The sequence below is a fragment of the Streptomyces sp. NPDC048565 genome (assembly GCF_040650935.1).
Lineage (GTDB): Bacteria > Actinomycetota > Actinomycetes > Streptomycetales > Streptomycetaceae > Streptomyces.
In genome coordinates this window covers 37,953-54,257 of the sequence record NZ_JBEZIH010000008.1, presented here as the reverse complement: position 1 = coordinate 54,257, position 16,305 = coordinate 37,953, and the positions used below count along the sequence as shown (strand labels likewise).

The following is a 16,305-nucleotide window of genomic DNA, read 5'->3' as shown; positions in this document are numbered from 1 at the left end:
TGGTGCTCAAACGCATTCCGGCCTGCACTTCTGAGCTGCTGGAGCCCCCTTCGGACCTGTCCGGAGGGGGCTTTCACGCGGTGCTCCGACGAACTTCGTGAACTTCTTCACAAGGAATTCGGCCCCTCCGGGCGAAGTTCTTCCCTCTGAGGGCCGCGCGGGGCCCCCGGAGGTGCGTACAGGGGTGCTGCGGGAGGGTTTCGGGGGTGTGGCGGGGGTGTGTCCCGGGCAGGTGGTTCATCTTGCCCGGGGGCTCAAGGGCCAGCTCACAGGCGGTGGACAACGTTCGCCGGGGCGTCGTGGTTCCCCGTTCACGCCATGACCTGGGTCACGAGGGCGGCAGAGTGTAGCAGAGGGTGGCGCATACCTTGTGAAGGGGCTCACGAGCATGCCCCCCGAGGGGGGTGGATACTCGATGGCATGAGCACCACGGAGCGTCCCAGGATCCTCGTTGTAGGCGGTGGGTACGTAGGCCTGTACGCAGCTCGTCGCATTCTGAAGAAGATGCGGTATGGAGAGGCGACCGTCACGGTCGTCGACCCGCGCTCGTACATGACGTACCAGCCCTTCCTCCCCGAAGCTGCTGCCGGCAGCATCTCGCCTCGGCATGTCGTCGTCCCGCTGCGACGCGTGCTGCCCAAGGCAGAGGTTCTCACCGGCCGTGTCACGACCATCGATCAGGACCGCAAGGTCGCCACGATCGCGCCGCTCGTCGGCGAGGCCTACGAGCTGCCCTTCGACTACCTGGTCATCGCGATGGGCGCGGTCTCCCGTACCTTCCCGATCCCCGGCCTCGCCGAGCAGGGCATCGGTATGAAGGGCATCGAGGAGTCCATCGGTCTGCGCAACCACGTCCTGGAGCAGCTGGACAAGGCCGACTCGACGACCGATGAGGACGTCCGCCGCAAGGCGTTGACGTTCGTCTTCGTGGGCGGCGGCTTCGCCGGTGCGGAGACCATCGGCGAGGTCGAGGACATGGCGCGCGACGCGGCCAAGTACTACACGAGCGTGAAGCGCGAGGACATGCGCTTCGTCCTGGTGGACGCCGCCGACAAGATCCTTCCCGAGGTCGGCCCGAAGCTGGGCGCGTACGGCAAGGAGCACCTGGAGAGCCGCGGTGTCGAGGTCTACCTCTCGACCTCGATGGACTCCTGCGTCGACGGGCACGTGGTGCTGAAGAACGGCCTAGAGGTCGACTCCAGCACGATCGTGTGGACGGCCGGCGTGAAGCCGAACCCGGCGCTGGCCCGTTTCGGCCTGCCGCTCGGCCCGCGTGGTCACGTGGACACCTCCGAGAAGCTCCAGGTGCAGGGCACCGACTACATCTGGGCCGCGGGCGACAACGCCCAGGTGCCGGACATGGTCGGCCGCCGCGCGGGCAACCCGAACGCCTGGTGCCCGCCGAACGCCCAGCACGCGCTGCGTCAGGCGAAGGTCCTCGGCGACAACGTCATCTCCGGCATGCGGGGCTTCCCGCAGAAGGAGTACAGCCACGCCAACAAGGGTGCGGTCGCCGGTCTCGGCCTGCACAAGGGCGTCGCGATGATCGTCGTCGGCAAGGTGAAGATCAAGGTCAAGGGCCGTCTCGCCTGGTACATGCACCGTGGCTACCACGGCATGGCCATGCCGACCTGGAACCGCAAGATCCGGATCTTCGCGGACTGGACGCTGGCGATGTTCCTGAAGCGCGAGGTCGTCTCGCTCGGCGCCATGGAGACTCCGCGCGAGGAGTTCTACGAGGCCGCCAAGCCGAGCCCGGCTCCGGTCGCGGCCAAGACCGACGACGACAAGAGCAAGTCCGGCGAGAAGGCCAAGGCGTCCTGAGGCTTCTCGTCCTGACCGTGCCCGGGTCCGCTTGCCCAGGCATCTGCACATGACCGTAGGGGTCGTCCGCCATCCGTGGTGCGGACGGCCCCTACGGCGTTCCTGGGCCTCTTGAAGTAGGTGGTGAATGCAGGTATTTTGCCGTTCCGTTGCCCGGGAACGGGATGGCACGGACGCCGGGCGGCGTTGAGGCTGGTGTACCTGGCCGTGGCCCCGAGGTGTCGCGGCCCGGTTTGGATGCGTATATGCGAATTTAGGCACGTTCGGAAACACCACCACGGAGGTGTGCACCATGGCCGACGCCGCATCGCGGCTGACCGCTCTTGCCGAAGAGTTGCTGGGCGAGCCCCTACCGGTCCGTATCCGGGCCTGGGACGGCAGCGAATCCGGGCCGCCGGGTGCCCCCACCCTCGTCCTGCGCCACCGCCGCGCCCTGCGCCGGCTCCTGTGGAAGCCGGGCGAGCTGGGCCTGGCCCGTGCCTGGGTGGCCGGCGAGATCGACGTCGAGGGCGACCTGTACGCGACCCTGGACGCCCTGGCCTCGCTGCTCTGGGAACGCGGTGCCGACGCGAAGGACTCCGTCCACCCCGTCCGCGACCCGAAGGTACGGGAGTTCGCGCGCGGGCTCATCCAGCTGGCCGGCCCCTGGCTGCCGCCCTCGCCGCCCGCCGAGGAGGTGCGCCGCCGCAGCGGGCCGCTGCACACCAAGCGCCGGGACAAGGAAGCGATCAGCCACCACTACGACGTGGGCAACGACTTCTACGCGATGGTCCTCGGCCCGTCCATGGTGTACTCCTGCGCCTACTGGCAGGACGGCTCCACGCTCGAGGACGCCCAGCGGGACAAGCTCGACCTCGTCTGCCGCAAGCTCGCCCTCAAGGAGGGCGACCGCCTCCTCGACGTCGGCTGCGGCTGGGGCTCCATGGCGCTCCACGCCGCCCGTGAGTACGGCGCCCGGGTCACCGGGGTGACCCTCTCCACCGAGCAGGCCGCCTTCGCCCGCAAGCGCATCGCGGAGGAAGGCCTGACCGACAGGATCGAGATCCGGGTCCAGGACTACCGGGACGTCAGGGACGGGCCGTACGACGCCATTTCCTCGATCGGCATGGCCGAGCACGTGGGCTCGGTCCGCTTCCGTGAGTACGCCGACGACCTCTACGCACTCCTGCGGCCGGGCGGCCGGCTGCTCAACCACCAGATCGCCCGCCGTCCGGAGAAGGACGAGTCGAACTACCGCATCGACGAGTTCATCGACGCCTACGTCTTCCCCGACGGGGAGCTCGCCCCGGTCGGCCGCACGGTCGGCACCCTGGAGGAGGCCGGCTTCGAGGCCCGGGACGTCGAGGCGATCCGTGAGCACTACGCACTGACCCTGCGTCAGTGGGTGGCCAATCTGGAGAAGCACTGGAAGGAGGCCGTACGGGCCACCTCGCCCGGACGGGCCAGGGTGTGGCGGCTCTACATGGCCGCGTCCGCACTCTCCTTCGAGCACAACAAGATCGGCGTCAACCAGATCCTCGCGGTGCGCCCGCGCGACGGCGGCGCGTCCGCCATGCCGCTGCGGGCCCGTGACTGGACGGCGTCGGCGAACGGCTGACCAGGGCAGGAGAGGCGTGAACGGCTGACCCGGGAACGCGTCAGGGCCGGTACCCGCACGGGTACCGGCCCTGACGACGTACGTACGGCTACGCGGTCATTCCGTCTTGATCGCGGTCAGCATGTTCAGCTTCGCGCCGCTGCGCGCCGGCCACAGCGAGGCCAGCACACCGACGAGTCCCGCCAGCGCCAGGAAGATCGCGAGCCGGCCCCACGGGATGACCAGGACGTAGCCAGGGATGTCGCCGGACAGGGTCTTCCCGATCGCCCAGCCCAGGAACGTACCCAGAGCCACCCCGACCACCGCTCCGAAGAGCGAGATGACGACGGCCTCCAGCCGGATCATGCGCTTGACCCTGCGCCGGTCCAGGCCGATCGCCCGCACCATGCCGATCTCCTGCTGGCGTTCGAACACCGACATGGCCAGCGTGTTGACGACCCCGAGCACGGCGATGACCAGGGCCATGGCCAGCAGCGCGTACATGATGTTCAGCGCCGTGTTCACGAGCCCGCCGAACTCGTCCCGGATTCCCTGGCGGTCCAGGATGCTCATCGCGGGGTTGTCGCCGAGAGCGTCGACCACGGCATGCTCGTTGGCCTCGGACTGGCCGCCGTCCATGGTCAGCCAGATCTCGCGGATGTCGGCGAGGCTCTCGTGGGGGGCGACGACGTCCTCGTCCACCAGGACGGGGGAGAGGAACTGGTTGCCCTCGTAGAGCGCGCCAACCTTCAGGTTGTCCTTCTTGTCGTCCTCGAAGGTGATGGGCACGCTGTCGCCGGTCTTCCAGCCGTACGACTCCGCGGTCTCGCGGTCGACGGCGATCTCACCGTCCTTCAGGGAGGACAGCGAGCCGGAGACCGTCTTCAGGTTGAAGACCTTCTCGATATCGCCGGGGGTGACTCCGGAGGCCGAGACCTCCTCCTCCTCACCGTCGACGGTGAGCCAGGCGGATCGCTGGGGTGAGACCGCGTCGACGCCGTCGGCCTTGCGCAGGGCGGTGAGAGCAGACGCGTCGAGCGAGTCGCCGCCGGCCATCGAGACCATGTAGTCGGCCTTGATGTTGTCCGTCGTCTCCTTGTCGACGGCCTGGCCGAGCGTGACGCCGAGCACCGAGATGCCGGTGACCAGGGTGAGCCCGATCGCCAGGGCGGACGCCGTGGCCCCGGTGCGGCGCGGGTTGCGGACGGCGTTCTGCGCGGCCAGCTTGCCGGAGATCCCGAACACCCCGCTCAGCAGCGGGCGCGCCAGGGCGATCACCGGACGTGAGAGCAGCGGGATGAGCACGATGACGCCGACCAGGGCGAAGAAGGCCCCGACACCGAGGATCGTGCGGCCGTCGGAGCCCGCGACGGCCCCGGCCACGATCGCGGCGGACCCGAACAGGGTGAGCACACCGCCGATGGCGTTCCGCACGATCAGCGACTTGGTGGTGGCCACCGCGTGCACGCTGCTCATCGCCGCCACCGGCGGGATCTTGGCGGCGCGGCGGGCGGGCAGCCAGGCGGCGAACACGGTGATCAGCACGCCGACTGCGAACGCGGAGACGACCGCGGTGGGGGAGACGACCAGCGGGCCGGCCGGGATCTTCCCGCCGAACAGGCCCATCGCGGAGCGCAGACCCGTCGCGAGGCCCAAGCCGAGCAGGAAGCCGGCCACCGACGCGATCAGACCGACCACACCTGCCTCCATCAGGATGGCCCACTTGACCTGCTTGCGGGTGGCGCCGACGGCACGCATCAGGGCGAGTTCCCTGGTGCGCTGGGCGATGAGCATGGTGAACGTGTTGGCGATCAGGAACACACCGACGAAGAGCGAGATGCCCGCGAAGACCAGCAGCATCGTGGTGAGGCTCTTGACGCTGGCCTCGGTCATCCTGGCGTCGTCGGCGGCGAGCGCCGCGCCCGTCCGGGCCTCGGCGTCCTCGGGGAGCAGGGGCTTCACCGCGTCCAGCAGCTCCTGGTCGGACGCGCCGGCCGCGGCGGTCACGGTGGCGTCCGCGAACTTGCCGGGCCGCAGGTAGAGCTGCTGGGCGACATCGGTGTCGAAGAGGACCAGGCTGCCGCCGGCGTTCACGGCGCCGTCCTCGGTGGTGAAGATGCCGGAGAGGGTGTACTCCTTCACCGGCCCGTTGGTCGCGACCCGCACCGGGCCGCCCACGTGGTAGTCGCCCTTGCTCGCGCTCTCCTTGTCGAGGGCGATCTGGCCGTCCTTCACCGGGCCCGTGCCGTCGGTGAACGTGTACTGCGCGTCCTTGCCGTCGTCGCCGGGGGCGAAGTTGGCACCGGTGTTGGACCAGCCGTTGCCGATGAGCTTGCCGTCGGTGTCGGCGACGCCGGCGAATCCGGAGACCCGTCCGGTGGCCTCTTCCACGCCGTCGAGCGCCCGGATCTTCTCGAGGGTGGCCTCGTCGATGGCGGCGCTGTCCTCGTCGCTCGGGTCGGCCCAGGTCTGGATGGCGACAGCGACGTCGTCGTAGCTCTTGGCTGACTGGTTGCGGAAGGCGTTGCCGAGGGTGTCGGTGAAGACCAGGGTGCCCGAGACGAAGGCGACGCCGAGCATCACGGCGAGCACGGTCATCAGCAGCCTGGCCTTGTGCGCAAGCACATTGCGCACAGCGGTACGGAACATGTCGTCAATTCCTGGGGAGAGTTCGGGAAGCGGAAGGGCGGTGCGGAAGCCTCCGGGGCGTCAGCTGGTGCGGCCCTTCGTGTCGAACGCCTTCATCCGGTCGAGGACTCCGTCGGCGGTGGGGTGCAGCATCTGGTCGACGACGGCGCCGTCCGCGAGGAAGACGACGCGGTCCGCGTAGGAGGCGGCCACCGGGTCGTGGGTCACCATCACCACGGTCTGGCCGAGTTCACGCACCGAGTTGCGCAGGAAGCCGAGGACCTCGGCGCCCGACCGGGAGTCGAGGTTGCCGGTCGGCTCGTCACCGAAGATGATCTCCGGCTGCGAGGCCAGGGCGCGGGCCACCGCGACGCGCTGCTGCTGGCCGCCGGAGAGCTCCGTGGGGCGGTGCTTCAGCCGGTCGGAGAGACCCACCATGTCGATGACCTTCTGGAGCCAGGCGGCATCGGGCTTACGGCCGGCGATGTCCATCGGCAGGGTGATGTTCTCCAGGGCCGTCAGCGTGGGCAGCAGGTTGAAGGCCTGGAAGATGAAGCCGATCTTGTCCCGGCGCAGCTGCGTCAGCTGCTTGTCCTTCAGTGTCCCGAGCTCGGTCTCACCGATGCGTACGGAGCCGTTGCTGAAGCTGTCGAGGCCGGCCACACAGTGCATCAGCGTGGACTTGCCGGAACCCGAGGGGCCCATGATCGCGGTGAACTCCCCCTGCGGGAAGTCCACGCTCACGCGGTCGAGGGCGACCACCTGGGTCTCACCCTCGCCGTAGACCTTCGACAGCTCCGTCGCGCGGGCGGCGACCGTGGTGGTGCGGTGCACGGTGGTGGTGGTCACAGGGGTACTCCTGGTTCGACAGTTTCGCGGGGACCCCTTAATCCTCGCCGTCCGGTGCCGCCGGGGCGTCAGCCCGCGTGCCGGTTCCCGGGGCCCTCTTGAGTCGCATCAACCAGCCGGTCGCGTAGTCCTGAGGTAGGAGAGCGCCCCCGAGAGCCGCAGGCCGCTCAGCGGGGCGGTGCGGTGGATCCGCGGGGCACCAGACGGGCCGCCGCGTCCTCGAAGCCGGGGGCCGAGCCCTCGGACACCATGGCCAGCAGCGTGCGGGCCGCATGGCTGCCGTACGCGGGGATGTCCCTGCTCAGCGCGGTCAGCGGGGGACGTACGACGCGCGAGAGCTGGCTGTCGTCCCAGGCGACGAGCGACAGGTCGGCCGGCACGTCGAGCCCCATCTCCTGGGCGACCGAAAGCCCGGCGACGGCCATGATGTCGTTGTCGTAGATCACGGCGGTCGGCCGCTCGGCCGAGCTGATCAGCCGCCGGGTGGCGTGCGCGCCCTCCTCGCCCGAGTAGTCGGTGTGCACCACCACCGGCTCGCCCAGGCCGAGTCCGGCGCTGATCTCACGCTGTGCACGGTCGCGCAGCTGTGTGTGGATCAGCTCGGGCAGCCCGGCGACGCGGGCGACGGAGCGATGACCGAGCGCGGCCAGATACGTCAGGGTGTCCCGCAGGGCGGCCGAGTCGTCCGACCACACGGGGGTGAGGGATCCGGCCGCCGACGGATGGCCGATCACCACGGCGGGCATGCCCAGTTCGGCGATGCCGTCGATGCGGGGATCGGGGGAGCGGACATCGGCGAGGAACACCCCGTCCACCCGGCCCTCGCCCCACCAGCGGCGGTACATCTCCAGCTCCTGCGCCGGGTCGGTGACGACCTGGAGGAGCAGGGCGCAGCCGCGGGCGGAGAGCTCGGTCTCGATACCGCTGATCAGCTCCATGAAGAACGGCTCCACCCCGAGCATCCTGGCCGGCCGGGACAGCGCGAGCCCCACGGTGTCGGCGCGGGCGTGAGTGAGGGCGCGGGCCGCGCTGTTGGGGCGCCAGCCGATCTCCTGCGCGATCGCCTTGATGGAGGCACGGGTCGCGGGGGAGACCCCGGGGCGGTCGTTCAGGGCGTAGGACACCGCGACCTTCGATACCCCGGCGCGGCGCGCGATGTCGGCGATCGTGGGGCGGTGCTTGGACATACGACCTCGCTTAACCGGTTCCTTTTCCATGCCCATCCTAGCGGCAAGCGCCTGACCACTGTCTTCCGCCAGGCGGTCCAGACCTCTTTCGAAATCCATGAGGAAACCGGCAATGGGAGCGCTCCCGCACCCTTGACACGACTCCTGGGCGCCCATACCTTCACGGCACTTACCCGGTTCAGTAACTCCGCTCGGCAGGGACGGCGCGGGGAAAAAGGAGGGGCTATGGGTACGCGTACCCGGCTGCGGGTCACGACCGCGCTGGCCGTGTTCACACTCGCCGCCACGGCGTGCACGGGAGGCGGTTCGGGGACGGGCGGCACCGGCGGCCAGGCAGGCAAGGGCGGTTCGCTGCCGCGCAACGAGACGCTCTACACCACCGGCACCCAGTGGGGACCTCCGGCCAACTACAACCCGCTGCGCAACTGGGACCACGCGACCGGCACCAAGGGACTGGTCTACGAGACCCTGTTCCACTTCGACCCGAACGAGGGCAAGCTGACGCCCTGGCTGGCCGAGTCGGGCAGCTGGACCGACGACAAGACGTACGAGGTGAAGCTGCGCAAGGGCATCACCTGGGCCGACGGGAAGCCGCTGACCGCGAAGGACGTGGCGTACTCCTACGGTCTCGGCAAGATCGAGGCCTCCTCCTTCCACTCGCTGTGGAGCTGGCTGTCCGACGCGAAGGCGGTGGACGACACCACGGTCCGCTTCACCTTCAAGGAGGCCCGCTACCAGGAGTGGGACTACACCCTCTACGGCCAGCCGGTCGTCCCCGAGCACATCTGGAGCTCGCGCAGCGACGAGGACATCCTCAACGGCGTCAACGACAAGCCGGTCGGCACCGGGGCGTACAAGCTGAAGAGCAAGACCCAGGACCGGGTCGTGTGGGAGCGTCGCGACGACTGGTGGGGCACGAAGGCGCTCTCCATGACGCCGGCGCCCCGTTACATCGTGGACGTCTCCAACCCGAGCAACGAAGTGGTCATCGGCCAGTTGGGCCAGGGCCAGCTTGACCTCAGCAACAACTTCCTGCCCGGCGCCTCCTCGCTGATCAAGAGCAAGAAGGTCGTGTCGTACTACGACAAGGCCCCGTACATGCTCTCGGCCAACACCGCGTGGCTGGTGCCCAACACGACCAGGAAGCCGATGGACGACGCCGCCTTCCGCCGTGCGCTCGCCGCGTCCGTCGACACCGGGAAGATCGTCAAGGGCGTGTACGGCGACCTGGTCAAGCCCGCGTCCCCGACCGGTCTGCTGCCGCAGTGGGAGCAGTTCGACGACAAGGCCCTCATCGCCGAGAAGGGCTTCACGCACGACGTCGGCGCGGCGAAGAAGGAGCTGGCTGAGGCCGGCTTCAAGGACACGAACGGCGACGGTTTCGTCGAGAACAAGGACGGCTCGGCTCTCGGTCTGAAGCTGGCCGTGCCCTCGGGCTGGACCGACTGGATGGAGGCGGCCAAGGTCATCGCCGCCGGGGCCAAGGACGTCGGCATCAAGATCAGCACGGAGTTCCCCGACCAGAACGCCCTCAACGAGCAGCGCGGCAAGGGTGACTTCGACCTGGTCCTCAACAACGAGCGCCAGCTGTCCAGCACCCCGTGGACGTACTACGAGTACATGTTCCAGCTGCCGATCCAGAAGCAGCAGAACACGGTCAACTTCGGGCGCTACGAGAACAAGGAGGCCTGGAAGCTGGTGGAGGAGCTCGGCGGGGTCAAGACCGACGACACGGCGGGCATGAAGGCCGCCGTCTCCAAGCTCCAGGACATCCAGCTGACCGAGATGCCCCTCATCCCCCTCTGGTACAACGGCCTCTGGGCGCAGTCCACCACCGGGACCTGGGCGAACTGGCCTTCGGACGCCGAGGGTGCCCCGAAGACGGCACCGGCCCTGTGGCGCAACTGGCTGGAGATGGGCGGCTTCGAGACGCTCACGCAGATCAAGCCCGCCAAGTGACGCGGCTGCAGCCGACTCCATGACCGCCCCGCCGTGCGCGTGCACCTGACCGCGTGCGCACGGCGGGGCTCTCCACCAGGGGAGCACCCTTGCGCCGCTACTTCGCCCGCAAACTTCTCATCTACGGACTGACGTTCGTCGTCGCCGTCACCGTCAACTGGATGATCCCGCGCTTCATGCCCGGCGACCCGGTCTCCGCCATGGTCGCCCGCGCCCGCGTCTCCCAGCCGGAGGCCGCCGAGGCGATGCGCACCTACTACAACAACCTCTTCGGCTTCGACGAACCGCTGTGGCAGCAGTACCTCCACTTCTGGGGCTCGCTGCTCCAGGGCGACTTCGGGATCTCCATCTTCGTCTTCCCCACGCCCGTCGGAGACGTCCTTCTCGACGCGCTCCCGTACACGCTCGGCCTGATGATCCCGGCCGTCCTGCTCAGCTGGTTCGTGGGCAACTGGATCGGCGCGCTGTCCGCCCGCCGTAAGGTCCTGGACAACACCGTGCTGCCGGCCGGCTATCTGCTGACGGCCATGCCGTACATGTGGATCGCCGTCATCCTCGCCTGGGCGCTGGGTGCCAAGGCCGGCTGGTTCCCCATATCGGGGGGCTACAGCCTGGACATCCAGCCCGGCTGGAACGCCGACTTCGTGCTGGACGCGCTGCACCACTGGGTGCTGCCGTTCCTCTCGCTGTTCCTCGTCGCGCTGGGCGGCTGGGCCATCGGCATGCGCAACATGATCATCTACGAGCTGGAGTCCGACTACTCCTCGTACCTGTCGGCCCTCGGCGCGCCCCAGCGGCTCATCCGCCGCTACGCGTTCCGCAACGCCGTCCTGCCCCAGGTCACCGGCCTGGCACTCCAGTTGGGGGTGCTGGTCGCCGGAGCGCTCGTCACGGAGATCGTGTTCGCCTACCCCGGGCTCGGCTCACTGATCCTGTCCGCGATCCAGAACCAGGACTTCTTCCTGCTCCAGGGCGCGTTCCTGTTCATCGTCATCGGCGTACTGATCGCCAACTTCCTCATCGACATCGTGTACGTCGTCGTCGACCCCCGCACCCGTACGGGCATGGCAGGAGGCACCTCATGAGCACACTGCCCGACCCGGCGCCCGAGGCCCCCTCCGGCCCCTCCACCGGGGCCCCGGCGGCCAAGCCCGGCCGCGAGTCGCTGCACTACGCGGTGCGCAACCCCAAGCTGATCATCGGCGTGACCCTGGTCGTCGTCCTGCTCGCGATCGGCGTCGTCGGACCGATGCTGCTCGACAGCGGCAACCCCAACGAATACGTGGGCCCGCAGGCGTCGGCGCCGGACGGCACGTACTGGATGGGCACCACCACCTTCGGCCAGGACGTGTACGCCCAGTTCGTGCACGGGCTGCGCGCCACCTTCCTGGTGGGCGTGGTCGGCGGGGCCATCGCCGCCGTCATCGCCATGATCGTCGGCTTCCTCGCCGGCTACCGGGGCGGAGTCGTCGACGAGATCCTCAACATGCTCACCAACGTCGTCCTGGTGATCCCCGCCCTCGCGGTCCTGCTGATCATCAACGCCTACATGGGGGTGCGCAGCGTCGCCGTGCAGGGCCTGTTCATCGGCCTGACCTCGTGGCCCTGGGCGGCGCGCGCGATCCGGGCGCAGACGTTCTCGCTGCGCACCCGGGAGTTCGTGGACCTGGCCAGGCTCAGCGGCAGCGGCACCTGGCGGATCGTGTTCCGCGAGATCGCGCCCAACATGAGCTCGTACCTCTTCATGATGTTCATCCTGCTCTTCGGCGGGTCCATCCTCATCGCCTCCTCGCTGGACTTCATCGGGCTCGGCCCGACCGAGGGCGTCTCGCTCGGCCTGATGCTGCAGAGCGCCCAGCAGTGGAGCGCGCTCCAACTCGGCATGTGGTGGTGGTTCGTCCCCCCGGGCGCCGGGATCACCGCGATCGTCGGCGCGCTCTACGTCGCCAACGTGGGCCTCGACGAGGTCTTCAACCCGAAGCTGAGGGAGTCCTGAGGACATGACCCTGACCGTCAACGATCTGCGGGTCCACTACCGCACGCTGCGCGGCGAGGTCCGGGCCCTGGACGGCGTCGGCTTCGACCTGGCTGACGGCGAGATCCTGGGCCTGGCCGGCGAGTCCGGCTGCGGCAAGACCACCCTGGGCAAGTCCCTCATCCGGCTCGACGGGCGGATGAGGCACGTGGGCGGCACCGTGACGCTGGACGGCGACGAACTGCCGCTGTCCGACGACCGCGCGATGAACGCCTACCGCTTCCACAAGATCTCGCTCGTGCCCCAGTACTCGATGAGCGCGCTCAACCCGACGCGCCGCATCGGACGCATGATCCGCGAGCTGCTCGCCTCCCGCGGCGTCACCGTGGACACCGGCGAACTGCACCGCAGGCTCGCCCTGGTGGGCCTCGAACCCACGGTCCTCGACCGCTATCCGATCGAGCTGTCCGGGGGCATGAAACAGCGTGCCGTCATGGTGATCTCCACGCTGCTCGACCCGTCCGTCCTCATCGCCGACGAGGTCACATCGGCCCTGGACGTCTCCAACCAGCAGGCCGTCGTGGGCGCCCTCACCGGGCTCCGCGACAAGGGCCTCGTCACCAGCATGATCTTCGTGACCCATGACCTCGGGCTCACCTCGCACATCGCCGACTCGATCATGGTGATGTACGCGGGCAAGCTCGCCGAGAAGGCCCCCACGAAGGCGCTGACGACCGCACCCCGCCACCCGTACACGAAGATGCTGATCGGCTCGCTGCCCCAGGTCGGCGCCCGCTACAAGGACAAGCCGCTCAGCGGCATCGAGGGCTCCCCACCATCGCTGCTCGACCCTCCGGCCGGCTGCCGCTTCCGCGCTCGCTGTCCGCTCGCCGACAGCGGGTGCGCCGACGAGCCGCCGGTCGTCGAGATCGCCCCCCGCCATACCGTCGCATGCTGGAAGGCGGCCTGATGCTGGCCCTCGACCGTGTCACCAAGACCTTCCGGGCCGGCGCCTTCGGCGGCGGCTCCACCACCGCCGTCGACCGGGTCTCCTTCGAGGCGGCGCCCGGCGAGCTGGTCTCGCTCATCGGCGAGAGCGGCAGCGGGAAGTCCACCATCGGCCGTATGGTCCTCGGTCTCACCCGGGCCAGCTCAGGCAGCCTCACCCTGGACGGCGAACAGGTCCGGCCGGGCAAGGACTTCTACCGTCGCGTCCAGGGCGTCTTCCAGGACCCCTTCAGCTGCTACAACCCGGTCTTCAAGGCGGACAGGGTCTTCGCCCTGGTCCGCCGTGCCTACCACCCGGGCGTCTCCGACAAGGAGTGGGCCGAGCGCGTCGAGAAGGCGGTACGGGACGTACGCCTGGATCCCGGGCAGGTGCTCGGCCGCTACCCGCACCAGCTCAGCGGCGGGCAGCTGCAGCGGTTGCTCATCGCCCGCGCCCTCCTGCTCGATCTGCGGTTCCTGGTCGCGGACGAGATCACCAGCATGCTCGACGCCTCCACCCGTATCGATGTCCTCAACCTCCTCGCCGGCCTGAAGGAACGCGGTCTCGGTGTCCTCTACATCACCCATGACCTCTCGCTCGGCACCTACCTCGCCGAGAGGACCGTGGTGCTGAGGAACGGCCGCGTCGTCGAACGCGGCGACACACAGAAGGTCTTCGGCAACCCCCTCCACCCCTACACCCGCACACTGCTGGCCGCGGTGCCCCGGCTCAACGAGCCCTGGACGTCCGCCGAACCCGTGGAGGCCTGCGCTTACCACGAGGGGGGCGCGCGGGACACCGACCTGTACGAGACCGAGCCCGACCACTTCGTCGCCTGTGCCGGGCTCCCCGACTGCGGAAGGACCTCCGCGTGACCCCTCGCCACCTGCCCCTGCACGACGGCTGGACGCTCAGGGCCGACAGCGCCGTCCCCGTGGGGCTCCCCACAGGCGGCGTCCCGGCCACCGTCCCCGGCTGTGTCCACACCGACCTGCTGGCCGCCGGGCTGATCGACGACCCCTACCTGGACGACAACGAGACGCGCCTCGGCTGGATCGGCCGCACCGACTGGACGTACAGCACCACGTTCGAGTGGTCCGACGACGGCCACGCCTTCACCGACCTGTGCTTCGACGGCCTCGACACCGTCGCCGCGGTCCGGCTCAACGGCACCGAGGTGGGCACCACGGCCAACCAGCACCGCGGCTACCGCTTCCCCGTCCGGCCGTTGCTGCGCGAGGGCCCCAACACGCTCGCCGTACGCTTCACCGCCCCGTACACCTACGCCGAGGCCATGCGCGACAAGCTCGGCGACCGGCCGGGCGCGTACGCCGAGCCGTACGCCTTCATCCGCAAGATGGCCTGCAACTTCGGTTGGGACTGGGGCCCCACCCTGGTGACCTCCGGCATCTGGCGGCCTGTCGCGCTGGAGTCCTGGACCGGCCCGCGCCTCGCCGCCGTCAAGGTGCTGGGCGACCTCGACGAGGCCGGGGCGCCGCGCCTGGCCGTCACCCTGGAGGTGGAGCGCGACGAGGGCGCCGCGGCGCTGTCGGGCTCGGTCGAGGTGCTCGGAGTGTGCGCCGTCTTCACCGCGTCGCAGGACGAGCACCACGTCTCGGTGACCCTCCCGGTTCCCGACGCCGAGCCCTGGTGGCCGCACAGCCACGGTGAACAGTCGCTGTACGACGTCACCGTCCGCCTCGGCGGCGAGGTCGCCTGGACCGGCAGGACCGGCTTCCGGGCGGTCACCCTGGAACGCGAGGCGTTCCGTGTCTCCGTCAACGGCGAGCCCGTCTTCGTACGCGGGGTGAACTGGATCCCCGACGACTGCTTCCCCGCCCGGATCACCCGGCAGCGGGTCTCCGACCGCCTCGACCAGGCACTCGCGGCGGGCGTCAACCTGATCCGGGTCTGGGGCGGCGGCCTCTACGAGAGCGATGACTTCTACGAACTGTGCGACGAGAAGGGGCTGCTGGTCTGGCAGGACTTCCCGTTCGCCTGCGCGGCCTACCCGGAGGAGCAGCCGCTGTACGACGAGGTGGCCGCCGAGGTCCGCGAGAACCTCGTCCGGCTCGCCCCGCACCCTTCGCTGGTCCTGTGGTGCGGCAACAACGAGAACCTGGAGGGCCACGCCGACTGGGGCTGGCAGGAGAAGCTGGAGGGCCGCACCTGGGGCCACGGCTATTACCACGAGCTGCTCCCCGCGCTGTGCGCCGAGACCGACCCGACCCGCCCGTACTGGCCGGGCTCGCCGTACTCCGCCTCCCCCGAGCTTCCCCCGAACGACCCGGCCCTGGGCACGGTCCACCTCTGGGAGGTCTGGAACCGGGTCGACTACCGCCACTACGCCGACACCGCCCACCGCTTCGTCGCGGAATTCGGCTTCCAGGGCCCGCCCGCGTACGCCACACTGCGCCGCGCGGTCAGCGGGGAGCTCGCCCCGGACGCCCCGCTGCTCGCCCACCACCAGAAGGCGGAGGACGGGGACACCAAGCTGCTGCGAGGCCTGGGCGACCACCTGCCGCAGCCGGGGGGCTTCGACGACTGGCACTGGCTCACCCAGCTCAACCAGGCCCGCGCCGTGGCCTTCGGCATCCGCCACTTCCGCTCGCACACGCCGTACTGCATGGGCGCGATCGTGTGGCAGCTCAACGACTGCTGGCCGGTGGTCTCCTGGGCGGCCGTGGACGGCGACGGCCGCCGCAAGCCGCTCTGGTACGCCCTGCGCGAGGTGTACGCGGACCGGCTGATGGCCGTACGTGACGGAGCCCTGCACCTGGTCAACGACTCCGCCCACCCGTGGGAGGGCACCCTGCGGCTGACCCGGCGTTCCCTGGACGGCACGGTCCTGGCCGAGGAGACGGCCGAGGTCACCACGGCCCCCCGCGACATCACCCGGGTACCCCTGCCGCCCTCGGTCGCCGAGCCGGACAACAGCACCCGCGAGGTGCTGGTGGCGGAGCTGGGCGAGCAGCGGACGGTCGAGTTCTACGAGGAGGACACCCGCGTCGAGCTTCCGCCGGCACGCTACGACGCCACGGTCACCCAGGGTGATGAATCGGGCATCGGCTACCGGGTCACGGTGACGGCGCGAACGCTGCTGCGGGACCTCGCGCTCTTCCCCGACCGGCTGGATCCGGCGGCCGAGGTGGACGACATGCTGGTCACTCTGCTGCCCGGCGAGAGCGCCGTCCTCCATGTCACGGGCGCGGTGCTGGAGGACCCTGAGGCCCTGTGTTCACGGCCCGTTCTCCGGTGCGTCAACGACGCCGTCCGCGCTTGAACGGGCGGCCTCCGGCGAACGATGGCGCGGCCCACG

Annotated in this window: 11 protein-coding genes; 8 read left to right on the top strand and 3 right to left on the bottom strand. The window is 69.5% G+C overall.

Features of this window, described 5'->3' with window-relative positions:
* The first annotated feature begins 420 nt into the window (after nucleotides 1-420).
* Both AB0C75_RS12230 and AB0C75_RS12225 read left to right on the top strand, forming a co-directional pair.
* Nucleotides 421-1,824, top strand: coding sequence for an NAD(P)/FAD-dependent oxidoreductase (locus AB0C75_RS12230; RefSeq protein ID WP_362889727.1), 1,404 nt, complete (start codon nucleotides 421-423; stop codon nucleotides 1,822-1,824).
* Between the two features lie 292 nt (nucleotides 1,825-2,116).
* On the top strand, nucleotides 2,117-3,421 hold the full coding sequence (locus AB0C75_RS12225; protein ID WP_362889725.1) for a cyclopropane-fatty-acyl-phospholipid synthase family protein: 1,305 nt from the start codon (nucleotides 2,117-2,119) through the stop codon (nucleotides 3,419-3,421).
* Between the two features lie 96 nt (nucleotides 3,422-3,517).
* Here AB0C75_RS12225 and AB0C75_RS12220 read toward each other — a convergent pair whose 3' ends face one another.
* The 3 genes from AB0C75_RS12220 to AB0C75_RS12210 all read right to left on the bottom strand — a co-directional run bounded on the left by AB0C75_RS12220 (nucleotide 3,518) and on the right by AB0C75_RS12210 (nucleotide 8,064).
* Entirely contained in the window at nucleotides 3,518-6,049 is a 2,532-nt protein-coding gene (locus AB0C75_RS12220) for an ABC transporter permease (protein ID WP_362889723.1), read from the bottom strand.
* Between the two features lie 60 nt (nucleotides 6,050-6,109).
* Nucleotides 6,110-6,877, bottom strand: a complete 768-nt coding sequence (locus AB0C75_RS12215; protein ID WP_362889721.1) for an ABC transporter ATP-binding protein — start codon at nucleotides 6,875-6,877, stop codon at nucleotides 6,110-6,112.
* Nucleotides 6,878-7,044: 167 nt separating this feature from the next.
* On the bottom strand, nucleotides 7,045-8,064 hold the full coding sequence (locus tag AB0C75_RS12210; protein WP_362889719.1) for a LacI family DNA-binding transcriptional regulator: 1,020 nt from the start codon (nucleotides 8,062-8,064) through the stop codon (nucleotides 7,045-7,047).
* Nucleotides 8,065-8,289: 225 nt separating this feature from the next.
* Here AB0C75_RS12210 and AB0C75_RS12205 point away from each other — a divergent pair, with 225 nt between their 5' ends.
* The 6 genes from AB0C75_RS12205 to AB0C75_RS12180 all read left to right on the top strand — a co-directional run bounded on the left by AB0C75_RS12205 (nucleotide 8,290) and on the right by AB0C75_RS12180 (nucleotide 16,269).
* Complete coding sequence (locus AB0C75_RS12205; RefSeq protein ID WP_362889717.1) at nucleotides 8,290-10,023, top strand: ABC transporter substrate-binding protein; 1,734 nt, start codon at nucleotides 8,290-8,292, stop codon at nucleotides 10,021-10,023.
* A gap of 89 nt (nucleotides 10,024-10,112) precedes the next feature.
* Nucleotides 10,113-11,108: an ABC transporter permease gene (locus tag AB0C75_RS12200; protein WP_362889715.1), complete on the top strand. Its 996-nt coding sequence runs from the start codon at nucleotides 10,113-10,115 to the stop codon at nucleotides 11,106-11,108.
* A complete protein-coding gene (locus AB0C75_RS12195) occupies nucleotides 11,105-12,019 on the top strand; it encodes an ABC transporter permease (RefSeq protein ID WP_362889713.1) in 915 nt (304 codons plus the stop codon). Before AB0C75_RS12200 ends, AB0C75_RS12195 begins: the two co-directional genes overlap by 4 nt.
* Before the next feature lie 4 nt (nucleotides 12,020-12,023).
* Nucleotides 12,024-12,968: an ABC transporter ATP-binding protein gene (locus AB0C75_RS12190; protein ID WP_362889711.1), complete on the top strand. Its 945-nt coding sequence runs from the start codon at nucleotides 12,024-12,026 to the stop codon at nucleotides 12,966-12,968.
* On the top strand, nucleotides 12,950-13,861 hold the full coding sequence (locus AB0C75_RS12185; RefSeq protein WP_362889709.1) for an ATP-binding cassette domain-containing protein: 912 nt from the start codon (nucleotides 12,950-12,952) through the stop codon (nucleotides 13,859-13,861). Before AB0C75_RS12190 ends, AB0C75_RS12185 begins: the two co-directional genes overlap by 19 nt.
* Nucleotides 13,858-16,269 (top strand): glycoside hydrolase family 2 TIM barrel-domain containing protein, encoded by a 2,412-nt coding sequence (locus AB0C75_RS12180; RefSeq protein ID WP_362889707.1) that lies wholly within the window; start codon nucleotides 13,858-13,860, stop codon nucleotides 16,267-16,269. Before AB0C75_RS12185 ends, AB0C75_RS12180 begins: the two co-directional genes overlap by 4 nt.
* The last annotated feature ends 36 nt before the right edge of the window (nucleotides 16,270-16,305 follow it).